Source organism: Priestia sp. BR_2, from assembly GCF_041954005.1.
GTDB classification, from domain to species: domain Bacteria; phylum Bacillota; class Bacilli; order Paenibacillales; family Paenibacillaceae; genus Paenibacillus_AQ; species Paenibacillus_AQ lautus_A.
In genome coordinates, this window is record NZ_JAVFHM010000166.1 from 148581 (window position 1) to 168527 (window position 19947).

At 52.5% G+C, this 19947-nt stretch carries 17 protein-coding genes; 2 read left to right on the forward strand and 15 right to left on the reverse strand.

Translation table 11 applies throughout. The features are described 5' to 3' along the window. Positions 1–2: 2 nt before the first annotated feature. The 9 genes from RB298_RS08175 to RB298_RS08215 all read right to left on the reverse strand — a co-directional run bounded on the left by RB298_RS08175 (position 3) and on the right by RB298_RS08215 (position 12728). Entirely contained in the window at positions 3–1316 is a 1314-nt protein-coding gene (locus RB298_RS08175) for a nucleotide sugar dehydrogenase (protein WP_486046724.1), read from the reverse strand. A 1-nt stretch (position 1317) separates the two neighbouring features. After that, a complete protein-coding gene (locus tag RB298_RS08180) occupies positions 1318–2805 on the reverse strand; it encodes a polysaccharide deacetylase family protein (RefSeq protein ID WP_486046726.1) in 1488 nt (495 codons plus the stop codon). A 420-nt stretch (positions 2806–3225) separates the two neighbouring features. Beyond that, complete coding sequence (locus tag RB298_RS08185; RefSeq protein ID WP_096773199.1) at positions 3226–4152, reverse strand: hypothetical protein; 927 nt, start codon at positions 4150–4152, stop codon at positions 3226–3228. Then, positions 4152–5513 carry a nucleotide sugar dehydrogenase gene (locus RB298_RS08190; protein WP_015734405.1) on the reverse strand — a complete coding sequence of 454 codons (1362 nt, stop codon included), beginning with the start codon at positions 5511–5513 and terminating at the stop codon, positions 4152–4154. The genes RB298_RS08185 and RB298_RS08190 overlap by 1 nt, the downstream gene beginning before the upstream one ends. 174 nt (positions 5514–5687) lie before the next feature. Further along, complete coding sequence (locus RB298_RS08195) at positions 5688–6494, reverse strand: response regulator transcription factor (RefSeq protein WP_096773198.1); 807 nt, start codon at positions 6492–6494, stop codon at positions 5688–5690. A gap of 58 nt (positions 6495–6552) precedes the next feature. Beyond that, complete coding sequence (locus tag RB298_RS08200; protein WP_176502381.1) at positions 6553–7920, reverse strand: glycosyltransferase family 2 protein; 1368 nt, start codon at positions 7918–7920, stop codon at positions 6553–6555. A gap of 43 nt (positions 7921–7963) precedes the next feature. Next, on the reverse strand, positions 7964–9157 hold the full coding sequence (locus RB298_RS08205) for a HEAT repeat domain-containing protein (protein WP_009593076.1): 1194 nt from the start codon (positions 9155–9157) through the stop codon (positions 7964–7966). Between the two features lie 18 nt (positions 9158–9175). After that, positions 9176–11434 (reverse strand): hypothetical protein, encoded by a 2259-nt coding sequence (locus RB298_RS08210; protein ID WP_452519680.1) that lies wholly within the window; start codon positions 11432–11434, stop codon positions 9176–9178. A 772-nt stretch (positions 11435–12206) separates the two neighbouring features. Further along, positions 12207–12728, reverse strand: coding sequence for an HPP family protein (locus tag RB298_RS08215; protein ID WP_192572525.1), 522 nt, complete (start codon positions 12726–12728; stop codon positions 12207–12209). Positions 12729–12875: 147 nt separating this feature from the next. Here RB298_RS08215 and RB298_RS08220 point away from each other — a divergent pair, with 147 nt between their 5' ends. Further along, a complete protein-coding gene (locus RB298_RS08220) occupies positions 12876–13832 on the forward strand; it encodes a GntR family transcriptional regulator (RefSeq protein WP_486046731.1) in 957 nt (318 codons plus the stop codon). A gap of 335 nt (positions 13833–14167) precedes the next feature. On the opposite strand, the gene RB298_RS08225 is transcribed toward RB298_RS08220, so the two are convergent. The 6 genes from RB298_RS08225 to RB298_RS08250 are packed head-to-tail and all read right to left on the reverse strand — an operon-like array spanning position 14168 to position 18399. Then, on the reverse strand, positions 14168–15190 hold the full coding sequence (locus tag RB298_RS08225) for a potassium channel family protein (RefSeq protein WP_486046733.1): 1023 nt from the start codon (positions 15188–15190) through the stop codon (positions 14168–14170). A 34-nt stretch (positions 15191–15224) separates the two neighbouring features. After that, positions 15225–15617, reverse strand: a complete 393-nt coding sequence (locus tag RB298_RS08230; RefSeq protein WP_009592598.1) for a DUF350 domain-containing protein — start codon at positions 15615–15617, stop codon at positions 15225–15227. Next, positions 15614–16288 (reverse strand): signal peptide protein, encoded by a 675-nt coding sequence (locus tag RB298_RS08235; protein WP_486046735.1) that lies wholly within the window; start codon positions 16286–16288, stop codon positions 15614–15616. The genes RB298_RS08230 and RB298_RS08235 overlap by 4 nt, the downstream gene beginning before the upstream one ends. Beyond that, the gene (locus RB298_RS08240; protein ID WP_096773192.1) at positions 16289–17488 is read right to left on the reverse strand and encodes a glutathionylspermidine synthase family protein; all 1200 of its coding nucleotides are present in this window, start codon (positions 17486–17488) and stop codon (positions 16289–16291) included. After that, complete coding sequence (locus tag RB298_RS08245) at positions 17485–18159, reverse strand: hypothetical protein (protein ID WP_009592614.1); 675 nt, start codon at positions 18157–18159, stop codon at positions 17485–17487. Before RB298_RS08245 ends, RB298_RS08240 begins: the two co-directional genes overlap by 4 nt. 24 nt (positions 18160–18183) lie before the next feature. After that, positions 18184–18399, reverse strand: coding sequence for a hypothetical protein (locus tag RB298_RS08250; RefSeq protein ID WP_015734394.1), 216 nt, complete (start codon positions 18397–18399; stop codon positions 18184–18186). A 330-nt stretch (positions 18400–18729) separates the two neighbouring features. Here RB298_RS08250 and RB298_RS08255 point away from each other — a divergent pair, with 330 nt between their 5' ends. Continuing rightward, the gene (locus RB298_RS08255) at positions 18730–19668 is read left to right on the forward strand and encodes an NAD(P)-dependent oxidoreductase (protein ID WP_486046738.1); all 939 of its coding nucleotides are present in this window, start codon (positions 18730–18732) and stop codon (positions 19666–19668) included. Positions 19669–19947: the final 279 nt, after the last annotated feature.

Here is a 19947-nt window from a genome sequence, read left to right on the forward strand (position 1 = left end):
TCTTACAAACTCCAATAATGAAAGCCATGGGCTTCGCATTCGGTTTTTGGATAAGCTCCCTTCACGTCGATCAGAAGCTTCGCCTGTTCCGAACTGAACATCTCCTTGAATGCCGCAATCCCGAGCTGCTTGAACTCCCGGTGAGCGACCGCCACTACCGCAATCTGGATTCCGCTCAGCTCGCTCATGTCCGACAGCTCGATGCCGTATTCCTCATAAGCCTGCTTCGGGTCTACGTGCGGGTCCGCCACCATCGGCCGGATCCCGTAATCCTGCAGCTCCCGAATAATATCGATGACCTTGGAATTGCGGATATCCCGGCAGTCCTCCTTGAACGAAAGGCCCATGACGGCCACCTTCGCCTTCATCAGATCTATCCCTTGGCGAATCGCAAGTTTAATGACGTGCTGGGCGACGTATTTTCCCATTCCGTCATTGATATGCCGTCCTGCCAAAATAATCTTGGAATGATACCCCGTATCCTCGGCCTTATACGTCAGATAATACGGGTCGATTCCGATGCAATGCCCGCCGACGAGGCCAGGGCGGAACGGGAGGAAATTCCATTTCGTTTCCGCTGCGCGCAGCACGGCATTCGTATCGATGTCCATCTGGTTGAACAGCATCGAAAGCTCGTTCATAAAGGCAATGTTGATGTCGCGCTGCGCATTCTCGATGACCTTTGCCGCTTCCGCCACCCGGATGGATTCCGCCCGGTGAACGCCTGCCTCGATAATCAGCTCATACAGTCTGGCAACCGTCTCCAGCGCCTCCGGATCATTGCCGGACACGATTTTCACGATGGTCTCCAGCCGGTGGACCTGGTCTCCGGGGTTAATCCGTTCCGGGGAATACCCCACCTTGAAATCCTCGCCCAGCCTCAGGCCCGACTCCTCTTCGAGAATCGGAATGCAGACTTCCTCCGTAACGCCCGGATAGACCGTTGACTCATAGACAACCACCGCTCCCCGCGTCAAGGCGCGGCCGACCAAACGGCTGGCATTCCGCACGAATTTCAGGTCCGGCACATTGCCGCTTTTCACGGGTGTCGGAACGGCCACGATAAAGCAGCGAGCCTCCTTCAGCTTGTCCGGATCCGAGGTGAAATCGGCCGCACTGCCCGCAAGCAGGGCATCTCCGATCTCACCGGTAGCATCGAATCCGCTGCGATACTGAGACACCTTCGCCTCGCTCAGATCAAAGCCGATGACATCCAGCCTTTTCGAGAACGCGACCGCCAGCGGCAGTCCGACATAACCCAGTCCGACGACCGCCAATTTATCCACGCGGTCCAGCATGTTTTCATATAATTCCATTTTACTCCATCTCCATTGCGGCCTGGTCCTGCAACTGCATCATGTCCGCCATTTTTACAAACGTATACCCTTTATCCTTGAGGCCTTCCAGCACGCGCGGCAGCGCCTCAATGGTATGAATGTCATCCAGCATATGCAGCAAGATGACGCTTCCCGGCTGCGTCTTGGTCATAACCCCGTTCACAATATCGTCGGCACTATTGGAAATATCCCAATCCAGCGTCGTCACGTCGTACATGGCAATCACCGGGTAACCGACTGCCGCCAACGCTTTGGCCCGTTTATCGTCGACCACGCCGGTCGGCGGACGAAACAGCATGACAGGCTGCTGCTGGATGGCTTCGGTAATGACCTGATGCGCCTTGACGACATCCTGCTGAAGCTCTTCGGGCGTCAGCGATGTAACGACGGGATGGCTGTAGGAATGGTTGGCCACGTCATGCCCGCCTTCCACCATCGCCCGCGCCAAATTCGGATTGCTTTCCACGCCTTTGGCCCTCAGGAAGAAGGTCGCTTTGACATCATGCTCGGCCAAAATATCGAGTATGCGGGTCACCGTTTTATCGCTTCCGAAATCGTCAAACGTCAGGGCGACTTCTTTTTTGTCGGTATCGACTTGATAAACCAGCTCATACTTCGCCCGTTGATAATCCGGATTGATGCGGGCAGCGTCATATCCCGGAATTTGCTCGAGCGGCTTTCGCTCGCCCCCGTTCTGCACCAGCTCATCCAGCGTAACCAGCCGATATCCGATATCGTCCACGGCCTTGGCAATGTATTTTATAGAAGAGACCACTTCCGGATTGACGTCGGTGTTCATGGAGATGATCCCGCCTCTGGAGACGAACCTCGCCACGTATTCTCCGATGGCTTCGGCACTCTGCATATCGCGGTCCTTCGGATTGATGTTATAGCTGACAACCGCCTTCATTCCAAGATGCGCTGCCGCCAGCGGCACATCTTCCGGGTAATCGCCCGAACGCGTCCGGACATAGCGGGGCTGGGCGCCGGTCTCCCGTTCAATAACGTCGTTTGCCAGCTTGATCTCCTTATAGATCTGGTCGTAATCCAGCTTGTTCATATCCAGCTGATTGAGCGTATTGTTCTCGATTTCATGGCCTCCGGCCAAGATTGCCCCCGCAATGTCCGGCTCCTCCGCCACTCGGATGCCCGGAAGAAAGAAGGTCGCCTTGATTCCGTACGTTTCGAGTTCATCGATCAGTGCCGTCATGGTGGCTTTATCCCCCATGCCGTTAAAGGTAAGCGCCAATTCCTTCCTGGCCGTATACACGTACGGAATTTCCCTGCTCTTCTCCCCCGTATACCGCTCCACCTTTTGAGCAGGCGCTATCGTACCTCCCGCTTCATCGCTGGAGGCTGCCTTACCGCCAAAAAAACCGCAGCCGCCCAAAAACGCCAGGATCGCCAGCAAAGCGGTCATTCGGGAAAGCATGCAAAACACTCGGTTACTACTAGAAACTCTCTTCATTTGAATACTCCTTTAACATTTCAAACAGGGCTTATTGTGGAGCCCCTCCTGAACAAACCATTAGAATTTAACACCAACCTGACGTAATTGCTATGCTTTTTTGAAAAAATTCATAAAAATCCACCTTTTTCAAAAATCAATGATATAAGAGCTTAGAAATCGTCTCCATCTTATGTCAATATTTGCCCTTTGTTTCAAGGCATGTTCCTCTGCCTGCCGCTCAATGATACCCATTATAGAATTCGGTTCTCTACAATTTCTAGACAATACCGCGCAGACCCGATTTCTCTTCCCTTCCTTGGACAAAAAAAATACCCCCGAAAGTCTCTTGGAGACCTTCGGAGGTACGTTGAATGAGTGAATGATATGAAGTTGTTTCCTTGTAACACGGAGCGGAGGCGACAGGCCATCATGGCAATATCAACGCTCTTCCCCGCCCATCGCGGTTCGTTTGTGGACCCAGGCCTGATAGTGATGGACGGCCAATCCCGCGAAGGAGGAATGGTCGCTGCCAAGCTTGGCGGCACGCAGGGCTTCGTCCTCCATCTCCTGCTCGCTCTTGGAATAAAAGGTCAAATGCTCGCCTTCGTCCGTATCCCCGAGCTCCATGCCGATCCACACGGATTTGCCAAGTTCGTCGGCCTGCTCCAGCTCCTCCTTGGACAATTCATACATCTGCTCCCCGCTGTCGCGGTATGCCATAACGGCAATCGCATCCGTATTTTGGATCATCCAGCGGCTGAACGAATCGGTATCCGCTCGGCTCGGTCCAGGTATCGAATCAAGCCAGAACGGAACCGCGGCACTGAACGGGAGACCCTGACGCTTGGCCTCCTGGACCCAGACTTCCGTGTTGGCGCTCCATTCTTCCACTACCCGTTCCTGTTCGCGATCCCACCTGCGAAGCACGTAAGGCTCCACATCGAACTGCACGCCCTCGAATTTCTCCTCGGGGGCGGAAGCCTGGTTGTACTCTTCCAGCCAGGCCAGCAGGTCCATCCCTTTTTGCCGGCCTTCCTCATAAGCCCAGTCGGGGTGGCCGTTCAAAGCATGGACGCTGATGCCCTGCCGATGTGCCGCAGCCACGAAATGGCGGTACTCCTCGTCCGTAACCTCTTGTTGAATTTGCAAAAAGATCGTTGTAATGCCTTCCCTGCCGCTAAAGGCTACAATCTCCTCCGTTTCACTTCGGATCAGACTTGCATCCCACAGCCAGGTAGCCTTGTTTTGATTCACCTTGCCTGACGGAAGAAGAAAAAGGATCAGCAGCAAAAGACAGATGCCGGCAGCCAAGATGATCCACTTCGCTTTTGCATCGATATGCCTCAGTCTTCTCGTCCATTTCATCAGATCAAGACAGCCTCGCCCGGCTCAGGCACATGCTGAACGGAATGGCCGATCTTGTAAATATGAGGCTCGGCATACGCTTTAAATGCATTCCGCGTGTCCAAGATCGGCACGCCGGCCGAAGCGATCGAATGATAATCCAGATTGCTGTGGTTCGTAATGAGGACGATGCAATCGTACCGGCTGAATTTCGCGAGATCATACTCCACGCTGCGAATCGTTTCGCCTTGCTTATCCACGAAACTGTTGGCATACGGATCGTAGTAATCCACATAAGCGCCGTTCTCCTTGAACTGTTCGTAAACTTCGAGGCCCGGGGATTCGCGCAAATCGCTGATGTCCGGTTTGTAGGCCATGCCTAACAACAGGATATTGGAGCGTTTGATCGATTTGGCATATTCATTCAGAATCGTCGCCGTTTTGTTGATCACGTAGTAAGGCATGTTGTCATTGGTGGATTGTGCCAGCTCAATGAATTTGCTGTAAAAGCGGAAGCCCTTGGCCTTCCACGATAAGTACATGGGATCCAGCGGGATGCAGTGGCCGCCGATGCCTGGCCCCGGATAGAACGGCATGAAACCGAACGGCTTGGTGGCCGCCGCATTGATCACTTCCCATACATCGATGCCCATACGGTCGCACATCATTGCCATCTCGTTGACGAAGGCGATATTCACGCTGCGGAACGTATTTTCCAGCAGCTTCGACATTTCCGCAACTTTCGGATTGCTGACAGGTACAACCGTCTCCACGTACTGTTTGTACAGCGCTTCGCCCAGCTTCAGGCAGGCATCCGTCGTTCCGCCGATCACCTTCGGCGTGTTCCGCGTATTAAAGCGGCTGTTGGACGGATCGACGCGCTCCGGCGAGAAGCACAGATAGAAGTTCTGGCCGACCTTGTAACCGAGCTTCTCGATCGGTTGTTGAATCAGTTCCTCCGTGGTTCCCGGATATGTCGTGCTCTCCAGCGTAATTAACAGATTAGGCTTCATGAAGCGTTTGAGCTGATCGACTACCATTGTAATGTAGGAAGTATCCGGGTCCTGATTCTCGCTGAGCGGCGTCGGCACGCAGATGCTGACCGCGTCAATGACGGCGATCATGCTGTAATCCGTTGTCGGCTTAAAGCGTCCGGTCTCCATGCATGCCGCAAGCTCTTCGGACGAGATGTCCGTAATGTAGGACTCGCCGCGGTAAATGCGGTCGATTTTGTCGGAATCCAGATCGATGCCGATGACCGTAAATCCTTGTTTCACCATTTCCACAGCCAGCGGCAAACCTACATAACCTAGTCCCACAACACCCAGTACAGCTTTCTTATTTTCAATGGCACTCAATAAAGTTTCATATTCCTCATTCACAAGTATTCAACCTCCATCGGATGTATAGTCTATTCGTCTATTTCTTTTGTTCGTCGGCCAAAAGACAGACTTGTTTGTTGAACTCTTTCCTTGCGATTAAAGAACCTCTTCAGCTCAACTAATCACGTATCAATCCTGAATCTCATCTAACTAAAAGCTTTAATAACCATGTGTTTAATGAAGGCAGCGTCGGATGCGGGCATCCAGCTCCACCGGCGAGAACGGTTTGGTTACGTAGTCATCGACCCCGTTTTGGAAACATTGGCTGATGGTTTGCTCTACCCGCTTCTCGGTTAACACGACAATTTTCGGCGGCTCCTTCACGTCCAGCTGCTGGATATGATGAATGAACGGCAGGCCGTCGATGCCATGCAGGTTCAGCTCGGTCAGGACAAGATCCGGCTCCCATTTCGGGATGAGCTCCAATGCCTCCAAACCATCCACCGCTTCCAGCGTTTCGTAACCCTGCATGGCCAAGCGAATCTGTAAAAATTCCCTCACCGTGGCATCTTGGTCCACAATGAGAATGCGGTTTTGGCCGCTGTCCGCTTCCTCCTGCGTAAATATATGAATATCCGAAGAGGTGCTGAGCCTGGCGGTTTCCGCCATCTGTTTCAACGTCTGCCGAGGCGGCGCTTCCGTAAGCGCTGCAAGCGTAATACGCGGGTCCGCTTGCTCGAAACGGCCCTGCAGATGCTGCTTCAGGAGCAGTGCCTGATAATGGGCGGCATCCAGCGTGTAGCCGGGCAGGGTAACAGCCGATACGCCGGTATTGGCGTCGTGCAGAACCTCGCCGTTTACGCCGGTCAGCTGGTCCATAAAGCTTTGAACCTCCGCCAGCTCAGCCTCCGTCCCGGACGGATTGCCAGCACAGTACAGAAACAGCAATGCTGTTCCATTGGGATGTTCTCTCACTTCCTCCTCCACGCGGCCGTAAAAATCAACGGCCTGCACGCGTTGCAATGTTGCCGATTGAGACATAACAGTAAGTCCCACCTCTCTTTATATTTTGATGCTGCATTTGAACCGGGCCTTGAAGTCAAGCCGCCTCGTTCTTATCTTTCCAGCTCTGCCGGGTCATGGTGCCCCATGAATTGTTGTTTTGCAAATATTGAATATGTCCCTGTACTCTCCACAGCACGCCAAGCTGATGGTAACCCACAAACTTGAGCGCCGAGAAGAGGAGCATTTTCACCAGGTCGGACAATTTGGTATACCGGCGGAAGGCCATCTCCTCCAGGATGAGGGCTCCCACACTGAGCAGGTACCCGCTTAAAAAATTGACGAGCCCGAACACGACCAGCACATGCCAATTTGTCATATCCAGCAAAACATATCCAAGCAGAGCCAGAAGGCCCGTAATTCTGAAGTAAGGGTTTAGCGCTTCGAAAATAACGTTGTAGGGCATTGTCAACAAGCCCATGACTTTATATTTCGGATTGAACACCATATCCCGGTTCTCGATCATGTTCTTCAAGTTTCCGCGTCCCCAACGCTTGCGCTGATTGGACAAAATGTTGTAGCTGTCCGGCGCCTGCGTCCAGCACACCGCTTCCGGACAAAAGGAAACGCGGTATTTGATTTTATTTTCCAGCATATAGCGGTGCAGCTTGATAATGATGTTCATATCTTCGCCGGGGTAACCGCCGCGATAGCCGCCAACCGCAATGACATAGTCTTTCCGGAACAAACCGAATGCCCCGGAGACGATGATGAGCCCGTTGAAATGGCTCCACCCGATTCGGCCCCCCAGAAAAGCTTTCAAATATTCGATCGATTGAAACATCGGCCACATCCGGCGCGGCAAGGATACGTCCTTAACCTCACCGTTCTCGATCACGCAGCCATTGGCAATCCGGACGTCGCCGCCGATCGCCACCGTCTCCTCGGGATTCTCCATGTACATCCGGGCCATCCGGATCAGCGCATCCTTCTCCAGCAATGAATCCGCATCGATGGAAGAAATCAGCGGATAACGGGACAGGTTGATGCCCGCGTTCAAGGAATCCGCCTTACCGCCGTTCTCCTTGTCGATGAGGTATAGCTGCGGGTACTGCGGATTATAATAAATGCCCCGCACCTTGTTCGTGCTGATGTTGCCTCGGATCTCCGGATTGGGCAGCAGTGTCAAACCATACTCCTCAATCAGCACCTTCAGCGTTTCGTCGGAGGATCCGTCATTGATGACGATGACCTCGTAGGTTGGATAGTTCAGCGTCATGAGGCAGCGGACATTCTCCGCGATCGTCAGCTCTTCGTTATAGGCCGGGACCAGCAAGGATACCGATGGTACCAGTTCCGAGCCCGAAAGCGTATTGTATTTCGAATACGTCGCGCGTCTGAAAATATCCTTAATATTTCTGAAAGAAAACATCAGAATTACAAAATAAAGCGCGCTAACGATCATGACGTAATAAATCGCCACCATCCCGTAAGTGAGCAGGATATCTCTAAGCAGTGTAATCTCCTCCTACTCCTGCAACCGTGCCGATCCGTTTGTTCGTTTGAACGCCGAAATAACGATCGTACACCAGTTTTCTTTTATTAAATGCCACCATTTGCTCCACTTGCTCGTATTCGCCTTCGTTGGACATGATCCGTTCGATCCGGTACAGGGCCGTTTCCCTAGCTGGACCTTCTCCTGTAAGCGCGGCTTGGCACAAGGTCTCGAAGCCTTGTTCTCCCAACATGGCAAGACTCTCCGCGCTGTTGTTCCGCACATGCCAATTCTCGTCCTTCAGGGCTGAAGCCAGGAGCGGAATGCTGCCTGCGGCATGAAGCCGTCCGAGCGCTTTCGCCGCTGCCGCCCGCACTTCCCACTCATGATCATTCATGAGTGCCGCGATGGTGTCATCCTTCAGGGCCGGGTTCGAGCCAAGATACAGCTTGACGGCCTCGGCACGCACGTCCTTCTCCTCGGATCCGACCAATCGGTCGAGTGCCGGCACGACTGCCGGAATGGCCTGTCCCCACATGGCAACAAGCGAAACCTTGACCAGCCCGGGATCGGGATCGTCCAGTAGCTTGCGCATGAGGCTGGCCGAATCCAGCCGGGTCTCCAGCAAAATATCGGCAGCCATATGGTGAATGGCTTTATCGTAAGACAGCAGCTTGGACAACATTTCCCGAATCTGCTGGGACGAAACCGCGCTTTTGGCAATTGCCCGCGCAATGATGATGGTCATCGGACCGTATTTCGTCCGGTTCATCAGCTGCTGGAGCTGGGGAACGGCCTCTTCCGCCCGCATCCCGCCGAGGCGGTAGACCGCTTCAATGCGGCGGTCTTTCCTCATGCTGGATAATGCCCGAATTTCCTGTTCCACAAACCCGGCGTCCCGGCACAAACGCAGGAGCTTCTCTCTGGCGTCGCCTTTGAATTGCTCGATCCACTCCATAAACTTGGCTTGAATGACCCGGCGTTCGGCCGACGTCAATTTGCCTGGCGGCAGCTCCAGCGTCGTATCATCATGCAGATGACTCTGCACATACACAAAGTAATCATGGTGTTTTTCCGTAAATCGTTCCGTTTCTCTTTGTATGGCATTATGCTTGATCTTCATTTGGAACAACAGGATAATGCCGGCTGCAATCAGGCCGAGACATACATAGACAAAGACGTATGCCATTTCTAAATTTGAAAACATCTCCGATGGCTCCTCCTTTTATTTAGCATCTGGCTGCCGCCCCGTTTCAGGGAGACGCGTGAATATTTCCTGCATATCGTAATAGCTTTGCTTCAAGCGTTCGCTGTATTGGGTTGCTTCCCACAGCTCCCATGTATAAGGCTCGATGTCCTGCAGATTAATGGACTGCCCCGATCCTGAAGCAGGTTTGCCGGTGTTCTCGGATCTTTCCGTGATCCATGGAACCAGCCGGATACCGTCCGCCGTGGTCGTGCTGAACGTGCGCTTGTCTTGAAGCGGACCGTAGTCCAGCACCTGCAGCGAGCTCGGATCTCCGAATCCTAGAAGCATCCACGGAATCCTCATCTCGACGAAGCGGTCTTGATACTGCCATGCCGTAAGGGAGTTGAAATCCGGAGATTCCGGATCGCTGGTTCCCCGTTTCAGCGTCCCCACCGTCTCATCCACAAACGGATGGGAGAATCGGGTGTCCGGCGGATTCATCAGCAGGCTGATGGCCAGCTTCCAGGAATGGAACGAGCCGCCCGGTACGACGGGATCGTCCTTCGTTCCCTTGGCTTCCTCTCCCGGCAGCATCCAATAGCCTTCCTTGCCGTACAGCCGGCTGTGGAAATCGTAAGATGGCGCTATGGTTACCTGGGATTCGTCCTCTTGACCTACCTGAATCAACGTTTCCAAAGCCCCGCCGGTGAGCGTTCGTCCCGCCAGCTCTTTCTTCGGTATATCGCCGCCAGGGATGGTGTCCGCTCCGATGAAGAGTTTGGAACGTTTCGGATCAAATGCTTCGTCCAGCTCCATGCCGATATACAGATAAGCCTCGTCATGCGTCAACTTCATGTTCTTTACGCCCGGAGCCGTACCGGACCAGGTTTTGACTTCCCCTTCAGGAACCTGATCCCAGTCGGTCAAATCCCCGTCGATCGTAATTTGTTCCGCTTTACCCGGCTGCATCGCCAGAACGCCGAACATCTTTTCGTTGGTCAGCACATTCAACCAGAATGCCCGGCGGTCTGCCGGTATTTCAAAAGGCATCGTGTTCCATGTTTTCTTGAACCATTCGTCCTGCCACATGAACAAGATCGCTCCGGAATAGCCTTCGTCGTAAATATCCTGGGTCAGCGAGACATTTACTTCGCCTTGCTCCGCCTCGTCATGTCCTCCTTGATCCTTCCCTCCAGGACCGTGGTGGGAAATACCGATGGAGGAAGGCACGCCGTACTCGGTAACCATGATCGGCATATCCTCGAACTCTGCCTTCAATTTTCGCAAATAGGCTTTGTACGTGTTGTAGCCACCGTCCCCGTCGGGAAGGGTCTGCAATGTTTTGTCCGTCCGGAAAAAATCCGGATAGTACGGGTACACATGGTATGCCGCAAAATATCCCGCATCCCAGTTCACCGGTTCGACATGCCTTGCATCGACGGACACCAGGTCTTCTTCAAACAGCGGTTCCCCCGGATGCTCAAGCACATCGGTCGTGACCCAATTGGTAAATGTCATCGGATGCTGCCATCCGTGCTTCTGCTCCTCGGCAGCCGTGTAGTCCAATAAAGATGCCAGCCAATTCTCGAAGGGACTTGCGTCCTTCGTCCCCGAGAAATAGGACCCCTTATACTGAGGGACACCCTTATGTACCTTGTTGGTGTTATCAACCATGGCTGGGTCCCATTCCGTACCCACATGCCAGGCCATGAGGTACTTGCCCGCATTGACCTTATACTTGCCGCTCGACTGCCCATGCTTGGGCTCAACGTTGATATCCCCGTAAACTGCAGCGACAGCCTTCGAGATCTCCGCTTTAAACGTTTGGACGATTTCTTCGTCATACGCATCCCGACGCTCGATTAGCTGCTCCTCCGGCGACCAGATGCCCTGCATGAAGTACAGGGGATCATCGCCTTTATCCCGGTTGTATTTCACCAGCGCGGAATAAAAGACCGGATTATGCACCGTGTAGACCCTAATGACGTTTGCTCCCATATCATCGATCTGTTTGAACCAGCGCAGATAATCTTCCTCGGTGGCCGGCAGCTCGCCGGGAAAGTGCCCGGGTACGGTTGCGCCCAGGTTCACGCCCTTGGCAAAAACCTCTTTCCAAACCTCTTCATCCTCATATACCAGAAAGGAGGTTCCCTCTGTTTTGAATTTCATTTTCACGCCGTCCGCATCCGCATACGTTTTTAATGACGGCCGTAGATATCCTAAGATTACAGCGGCACCGCAGAGAAGCACTATAGTGCAAAATGCTGCGACCACCCACCATTTTCGCCTGCTCATCGTCTTCGTTGCTCACCTGCCCTTTCTTTGACATGCTTGTTGCTGCACCGACATATGACGACTGAGCCATACTCGTCATTCTATAGCCGATGCGCTCCCGATACCATATTCCTTCTTTACCAACTTTTCCGATCTCGATAGTAGTCAAAAAGAAGTAAAACAAACTTCTTCCATAATTTTCCCCCCGATAAATCAAATCGCTGCTCCTTCCTGCCTGTTCATTGACAACTTCACAGCCTGATGTTAGTTGTGTGAAACCAATGTGCGTTTGCCCTGACAAGGCTGGAACCGAACGACTTCATCCCATACGTGAGATACAGCGAGATTTACGAATATTTTCAGAAAATTTTCGCGAATCGTAATGTTAAACGCAAAAAAATTGCTAAAGTTCCGGTCATTTTTACATCATTATCCATAGTTATGACAAATTTGATACCAAAGTCGTATAAAAAAACGGCTGAGAACCGCATTCTGTAAAGGTTTGGCAATATTAACCTTTTATCCAAAATGAGAATAGAGTCCTGTACCGGGATTGTGTAATATTCTATAGATTTGATAACCAGGATCAAGTGGTAAGTATCGCCTATTTTTCGGGATTTCGGTTTGGATTTCCCCTCATTGCGTTATATAAATTAGTTTGGCTAATGTTCAAATCTGCGGTGCGACAACATAAATCAGACCCGGTCCATTGTCGGTCCGGGTCTGTTGTTGACGATATGAGATTGAAGAACTTGCCATGATTACCGTTTATTCATCAAAGAAAAAACTGCCTTCACCACCAAAAAGTCGGATATCTTCGTTCCTTTACCGCATTATTGACAAGCAGAGCCACCACCACGATCATGACCGATCCGACGAGCACAGGCGTGAACAGGAATGACCAGCCGCTGCCAGCCATAATAACGACCAAGGGGTCTGCGCCGGCGGGAGGATGGGTCGTCTTGGTCATTCCCATCAGGCTGATCGCGGCTCCCACCCCGATCGCCATGGCCCATATTCCGTCACCCAGGACCTCCAGCGCGACAAGTCCCGTAAGCGTGGAAATAAGATGCCCTCCGACCAGGTTTCTTGGTTGTGATAACGGCGCATCCCAGACTGCAAACGCCAGCACGCAGCTCGCCCCAAAGGGCGCCATGATCCATGGACTTCCTGCGAGCGAGGAGAGAAGGGCCAGTAAGCCGATCGAAACGGCACCCCCGATAAAGCCAACGGCGAGATTCATGGGACGAACGGTCAACGGACTTCTAGCCCCCCCTTTCATTTTCTGCAAATAAGAATCAGCTTGATCCTTCATATTAACCCTCCATATTCATAATTAACTAGTTATTTAGTTATATATAAAATAACGATTTAAAACTATACATGTCAATACCTTTGTTGTATATTTTCCGTTTATTGTGTAAAGTTAAATTACTAGTTGACTAGGAAAGAAGGTCTCGATATGGCGCACAAGCTCATGCTTCGAGTCGACCCGCACGCTCCCATGAATGTAAGCACGCAAGTCAAGGAACAGCTAAAGTGGCTGATTGGTATTGGACAGATCGAACCATTCGATATGCTGCCCCCGGCGGGCGCGCTCGCGGACAACCTCGGGCTGAACCGCAACACCGTAAACCTGGTGTACAACCAGCTGAAGGACGAGGGGATCGTCTCCATGCATAAAGGCAAAGGAACGCAGGTTCTGAACAACCCTCAGGTAGAAGAGCTTCGAAATCGCAGAAAGCTGATGCATGAGCTCGCAGAGCGAACGACGGAGGAGCTGGGCTCCCTTCATATCCCGGCGAGCGAGTTCTTTGCCGCATCCCTTGCCTATACGCTGCTGCAGGAGCCTGTCCTGAACGCAGAGCGGCGAATTCTGTTCATCGAATGTAAAGGGCATGATTTCCCCTTCTATCAGAAAGCGATTGAGGAAATTACGGGCGCGGAAGTCAAAACGGTGTTTCTGGAGGATTTGTTGGCGGGAGAACAAGCGCTGCTCGAAGCGTTCGACTATTCGAGCCTCATTGTCACGACGCTTAATCATGATTCCGAAGTCAAAGCCCTGTGCAGCAAATACGACAAAAAAGCTTTCGTTATTGGCGCGAATGCGGAAACGTCGGTCCTGCTTGATATTGCCCGGCTGACACCTGGCAGCCATCTCAGTTTTGTCTGCCTGGGGAAGGCAGGTGCGCAGTGGATGGCCGGCCGCGTTCAAGAAGCCGGTATCGATGTGGTCCGTGCCAGCCTGGCCGGTCTGGATCATCGGGAAGACCTGCTGCAGCGGATCGAGCAATCCGATCAGGTGTATGCCTCTGATGCCGTATATGAAGAGGTTCGATCGTTAGCTCCCGGCAAGGTGAAGCTGTTTCCCATGGCACTGGAGAAGAGCAGCGTGAACTTGCTAAGAGACATGATCTGAAGCCCATAGGAAAAAACGCCCACTGTTTAAACAGGGGCGTTTTCACTTTGGAGTATGTCCATGCATCCGCGACGGATGTCCCATACTTTGGCTGCCGACAGCCCTCAAACGAGGAGTCAGCTGCCGGTTACCCATGACATCCGACCGCTGACCCAAGTTCATTTTCGAGAATCCAGCAGGTCAAGCAGTCGATTTACACCGACCACCTGAAACAAGCAGATTAACGCATATGATTTCGAAACGTCAATTCGTAATTGGCAGCTTCGCAATAAAAAATGCTGCCTCACCCGTTCACGTGAGACAGCATGGTCTTTTAATGAAATGTTCGCAGCCCCTCAAACAAGCTTACCGGCAATCCGGTTCATGGTCGCTTCGTCCGAAACCACATACAGCCTCGCATCCCGCGGAATCGGCAAATCGAGCTTGCGGTTGATGCTGAGGTCACTGCGATCGGAGATCAGCGTCGCTCCTTGCCGCAGCAGATCCTGAAATGCATCCCCGTAGGTCTTCCATGCGGGGTTTAATGCCACTTCGTAAATATCGTCGCCGTGCTGGCGGCTGAGCAGCTGCATCAGCACATCCGAGTTTCCTTCCTGCAGCGCTGCCCGCACCGCCAATCGGGAAACGGCATCGTGCGAGAGGACAAACTCGTTTACTTGATTGTGGCGGAAATTCTGCACATGCTTCTCCTGCATGATCTCCACCGTGGTATGTACGTCCGGAGCTATCCGCTCGATGCTCGAAACAATCAGGAGCGACTTGCCGTCCACCAGCGCTGATTCGTCGATCCGGGCGTCCGCGAAGACAATGGCCGATTTGGCCTCCAGAATGTTGGCTCTCATCAGCACGTCATCCGATGCAGGATCGCCGCTTACAAAATGCACCTGTTCGAGATGCTCCACGGGATGCCGGCTGGAATCGTCGATGACCACGATCTCGGACTGCGGCGAATACGACAGAATCTCGTCGATCGCGGACATCGCTTTTTTGCTCCAATTGATAATGATGACATGGCCGCTGCCCTTAAAGTTCAACCTGCCCGCTCCTCTCTGCCGCTGCATGCTTCCAAACGATTCGATCACTTTACCGATCACTAAACTGAGCAGCCCGATACCGAAGATATAGATGAATATCGTTAATATCTTGCCCGGCACGGTAGCTGCATAATAATCGCCATAACCTACGGTGGCCATCGTGGTAAGCACCCAGTAAAGGGCGTTAAACCACTGGTGAAACGTTTCTGGCTCCAGCAGGAATGCCAGGGTCGAGCAAAGCACCACAAACAGCACCACGATCACGCTGATCGTTGTTTTACGCAGACGCATCATTTTCAAAGATAATCTCAGAAAAAAGTGCACGCTCCTGCTCCTCTCCCCATGGGTGCAAATCAGCCTAAATGATCAGGCTGCTGATCGCAAAGGCTGTGCCGATGAACACCATCGCCAGCAGGATGCCGATCGCTACGTTGCCCTTTTGCAGGTGCTCGGAAATTCGAAGACCCGGCGTCGCCAGCTCGAATACCCAATAGGCAACGATCAAGCATACATATCCAACGGCAAACCACAGTATCATATGCCATATCGATGAATTCGTATATGCCGATATGCCCAAAATAATGGCCGTTGCCATAAACTTGCCGCCGAATGCCAGACCAACCGCGACATTGCCTTTCTTCAGCTCTTCCATGTCGTTAAACCGGGTCATCCAGCTGAAAATCAGCATACCCAGCAATTGAAGCACGATAATGCAGATCACACTTATAACAATATTAATGACGACCGTCAATCCGCCCACCCCCGAAATTTTGCATAGGCCAAGTCGTAATCGGCGAAATCATGCACTTCCTCCAATACAACACCAACCGTGTCCTTCTTCTCCATTGCGGCATAACGCTTCTCGTCGATCGGCTGCTTGATCCGGTTGCCCGTCGGCAGCTCAACGACGGCAAAATGCCTGGTGTCTTTTTTGTACGTTGTTTTATATACCCCAACCAGCTTCACGTCGGTTTTGACGGTCACTTTCAGGTTGGCCAAATCCGATTCCGCGGTCTTTTTATCCTTGAACGACTTAATGGTCTGCCAGGACGATAACCGGATATCGTTGCGCTGATTCGCATCCGTGGTCAGCTCGGCGTCCATGAATTGCAGCGTCCAAATTTTGTCCCCTGTAGCATAGTTGTTATCGTTAGGCAGGAGCTCGTTATCCGGCAGGACGGTCATGTCGCCGCCAATCAAATCGCCGACGGTCCCTTCAATGATGCGATAGTCCCAAGGCACGCGGCTAGAGGTTGAAGATACTTCCTCCGATCCGGTATGGAACACGGTGGAGCTGCCGCCGGAGCATGCGCTCAGCGCTAAAACCAAAAGGGATAAGATAAGCACCGCCAGGACGACCGGAGGTTTCCTCTTTCCCTTCGGAGCACCGCTTTGCTGCCTTTTCTCTTGTTTCAACTGCATTTATTTCACTCCCATTGCGATAAAATGGCTCGAATTGCCCGTAATCAAACCGCCCGCCCGTCCCAGCAAACCGCATGGGATACCATTAAGGACGAACAACCCCGTCAGCAAATGAAATTCCCCTTCCGCCGTCTCGACGCGAGCCAGCTCGGCCCTCCTCTGATAGACCGTCGGAAACATGACGCTAGTATCATATCCGTCCTGATCCTCTACCTCGATTTGTCCTGTCTGGTCGTACAGTTTGACAGAACCACCCTCTCGGCCGAACATCGACTTTGATACGAAATTGCCGGAAAACACCGGTTTGTTGTATGTCGGCAGCATATATTTAACGATCGCTTCACGTTCTTGCTCATCGAACAATAGGCCCAGCTCATACATGCCCCACATGGCGGCCAGCAAGCCTTTGGACTGCAGCAGAATGCTGTGCGGCGAGTTGAACAGCTGGAGTCGCCCCGTCTCGATGGCATAGGCAAGCGCATCTCCGCCATCATCGACGGACATCCATTCCTTCGGATAAAGAGCAAACATCCGGTGAATCTCCCGGCCTTCGCCGTCCTTCAGCATGCCTTCGTCCACCCATAGATCCAGACAATCCACCAGCTTGATATCCAGCCCGCTGTGCCGGACCAATGCTTCGATCGTGCCGGAGTCCTCCAGATGCTCGCCGTAAGCAATGCATGCGGCCGTATCCGGACGCTCTGCCGCCCACGCTTGTGCCACCAGCTCTTGCATCCGCTCATTGGGAGAATAGATGCCGGCCTGAGCGCACATCCACGGCGTTGCAATGGAAGCCTCAACATACCCTGTGGGTGTGTCCGCATTCAGCTCCAGAAGCTTGATGCTGCCGTCATGGGCAATCGCAAAGTCAAATCTGGCATACCGGCTGATCAACCCTTCCTCCGGCAGCGGACATTCGTCCAGCATCTGCCACAGAATCGGCGGAATGCCGATCAAGCTGTAAATATGATGGTTGCGATGAACGTAACGTACGGTTTTGTCCAGCGTCGCCCACAGTACCGCAGCGGCTTCTTCCAGCTCGCGATAGGTCTCTTGACGTATGGTGACGATTTGGTCTATCCAGTAGGCTTCCCCTTCCAGATTCGCCCAGGTAAAGCCAAGCTCGGCGAGCTTCGATACCCGCTCATCCCGATTGGGGTCAGGCTGTCCCGAAACGGTAAACACGCTTTCGCGGCTCATCCGCCAAAACCGCCGGATCTGGAGCTGGATTTCGAACCCGAGGAGCTGAAGCCGCTGGAATTGCCGCCAATGCCGCCGGACTTGGACGATGTGGAGCGGCGCGTTATCGTTCCCGAAGAGGACGTTGAGGTCTTGGGACGGACATTGGAGTTCACCACCGGTTTGTTCTGGAACGTACCGCTCGAATACGTGCGGGGTTTGTAAGGCTTGCCGTTATTCGCGTAATATCCGCGATGATTGTTGTACCATCCGCTGGAGGAATAGTAGGAGCCGTTGTTGAACAGCATGTGGTAGAGCAGCAGATCATCCCACCCGAAACCGGAATTGTAGCCGCCATAGTTATTGATTACCGTCGTTCCCCCGCCTGATCCTGCGGATGCTCCTTCCGCCGGCTCTTCCTCGAATTCTTCTGCGCTAGGGAACGGGATGTTCCAGTCCACGTTCTTGTCAAAATACTTCTTTACTTCTTCCGTCGACCAGGATACCAGCTGCGGCTCTTCGGATGAGGTAACCGCTTCCGAAGCGAGATCCTTCGCTGCCGCGCCCGACACCAGAAACGCATTCGCCAACAAGGCGATGCCGAGCGAGCTTGACAAGACTCGAATCGGTTTGCCTTCCGGCGTCAGCCATTTGGAAGCGGGCTGGTCTTTTTTGTCTTTTTCATTACTCAAGATGATGTCTCCTTTCGGACAGAATTAATCGTTCCGCATCGGAACGAGCAGAAGCTCCAGTTTACCCGTGTCCACGTTTAATCTGCCTTCGATCGTTTCATATTCCCTGCCGCCCGCGACGATATAATTCACGTGCTCCAGCGCAGCGACCATGTTCATCGTCCATGCCCGCTCTTCAATCTGCACCAGCTCACCGTCCGGTCTCTTTTCAAACAAAATAACGTTCATTCCATAATCCATGATGACAACCCCTTCCATTTAAAGCAGTGAGTATTGTTACGCATTATATTGGGAATCGTTTCAAAAATCTATGATGGGCTATCGGCGCTTGGACGAAAAATTTGCTGCAAAAAGACACAATCCATATAATAACATCGCTACTGATTATTTACACCTTCGTATTACCATTAAAAAACTCTTGAAAACGAACATTCTAGACGCGCAATGCCTGATTATTTACGTTTTATAAGGTGTAGCATCCATTTTCATGACCATCGTCTCTCTTGACATTATCACTAGTGTCATACTTTAGGATGGGTATCATCCCAAACCCAGAAAGGGGTTATACCGATGAATACAAATCCAAAGAAATTTTCTAATGGTAATCATCCTTACGATGCGCAGGCGGACGGCTCTATCCTTGGTCCGGTAACCGTGATCGGATTAGGCGCCATGGGCTCCACACTGGCCCGCACCTTCGTGAACAACGGATATGTCACCACCGTCTGGAACCGCACGCCTGAAAAAGCCGCTGAACTTGTAGGCTTGGGTGCCTCCGGCACTACGGACATCGCGGATGCCATCGCCGCCAGTCCCCTCTTGATTGTATGCGTACTTGATTATGATGCCGCCCGCCATATTCTTGAACCCATAAGGGAGAAGCTTTCCGGCAAGGTTGTCGTAAATCTGACAACCGGCACTCCCGAAGAGGCCCGCACGATGGGGACCTGGATGAGAACCCAGGGCGCCGAATATCTGGATGGCGGCATCATGGCCGTGCCTTCCCTGATCGCCACGCCTCATGCCGTCATACTCTACAGCGGTTCTCAAACTGCTTACGAAACATATAAACAGGTCTTAGAAAGCTTAGGGACTAGTCACTATTTAGGCTCCGACCCTGCTCTCGCTCCACTGAATGACCTGGCACTGCTAAGCGGCATGTACGGCATGTTCGGCGGCTTCATCCATGCCGTGGCGCTTGCGGGTTCCGAAGGCACGAAGGCAGCGGATTTCACGACAACGCTGCTGATTCCGTTTCTGCAAGCCATGATCTCCACCATGCCGGAAATGGCGAAGCAGATCGATACCGGAGATTATTCCGCCAAGGATGCGAGTCTGGCGATGCAAGCCGCTCATGACACCATCGGGGAGGTCAGCAGGGTACAAGGCGTCAGCGCCGAAACATTCGCGCCGATCTTCGAGCTGATGAAACGACGGGTGGAGGAAGGTTATGGCGGGGACGACTTCGCCAGCGTGATTGAGCTGATCCGTAAGCGTCCATCGTCTTAACAGGAAGAAGAGAGCTATTATCGGCATCGGCAGGAACTGGCGACGACGTACGACCTGACCTGCGTCGAACTTTGGTAACTCATGTGCAGCGATTCTTTATCCTCCATACAAAAGAAGCATGGATCATCCGCCGAGGACCGGGACTGACCCCATAACGTGAGACAGATTAAAAACACCTTCAAGAGAATGCAACCATGTCGTAAGATATGGGGACAACTATGGAGGTGTTTTTGCGTTGGCAACGAGAGTCAGCTATCCAGTAGAAGTGAAAAAGAAAGC

What these genes read in the sequence shown, in the direction of transcription:
- RB298_RS08215 (WP_192572525.1), bottom strand. Translation starts at nt 12,728, where the DNA reads ATGAAGGATCAAGCTGATTCTTATTTGCAGAAAATGAAAGGGGGGGCT.
- RB298_RS08210 (WP_452519680.1), bottom strand. Translation starts at nt 11,434, where the DNA reads ATGAGCAGGCGAAAATGGTGGGTGGTCGCAGCATTTTGCACTATAGTG.
- RB298_RS08235 (WP_486046735.1), bottom strand. Translation starts at nt 16,288, where the DNA reads ATGCAGTTGAAACAAGAGAAAAGGCAGCAAAGCGGTGCTCCGAAGGGA.
- RB298_RS08175 (WP_486046724.1), bottom strand. Translation starts at nt 1,316, where the DNA reads ATGGAATTATATGAAAACATGCTGGACCGCGTGGATAAATTGGCGGTC.
- RB298_RS08255 (WP_486046738.1), top strand. Translation starts at nt 18,730, where the DNA reads ATGAATACAAATCCAAAGAAATTTTCTAATGGTAATCATCCTTACGAT.
- RB298_RS08185 (WP_096773199.1), bottom strand. Translation starts at nt 4,152, where the DNA reads ATGAAATGGACGAGAAGACTGAGGCATATCGATGCAAAAGCGAAGTGG.
- RB298_RS08200 (WP_176502381.1), bottom strand. Translation starts at nt 7,920, where the DNA reads ATGATCGTTAGCGCGCTTTATTTTGTAATTCTGATGTTTTCTTTCAGA.
- RB298_RS08250 (WP_015734394.1), bottom strand. Translation starts at nt 18,399, where the DNA reads ATGGATTATGGAATGAACGTTATTTTGTTTGAAAAGAGACCGGACGGT.
- RB298_RS08180 (WP_486046726.1), bottom strand. Translation starts at nt 2,805, where the DNA reads ATGAAGAGAGTTTCTAGTAGTAACCGAGTGTTTTGCATGCTTTCCCGA.
- RB298_RS08205 (WP_009593076.1), bottom strand. Translation starts at nt 9,157, where the DNA reads ATGTTTTCAAATTTAGAAATGGCATACGTCTTTGTCTATGTATGTCTC.
- RB298_RS08195 (WP_096773198.1), bottom strand. Translation starts at nt 6,494, where the DNA reads ATGTCTCAATCGGCAACATTGCAACGCGTGCAGGCCGTTGATTTTTAC.
- RB298_RS08220 (WP_486046731.1), top strand. Translation starts at nt 12,876, where the DNA reads ATGGCGCACAAGCTCATGCTTCGAGTCGACCCGCACGCTCCCATGAAT.
- RB298_RS08240 (WP_096773192.1), bottom strand. Translation starts at nt 17,488, where the DNA reads ATGAGCCGCGAAAGCGTGTTTACCGTTTCGGGACAGCCTGACCCCAAT.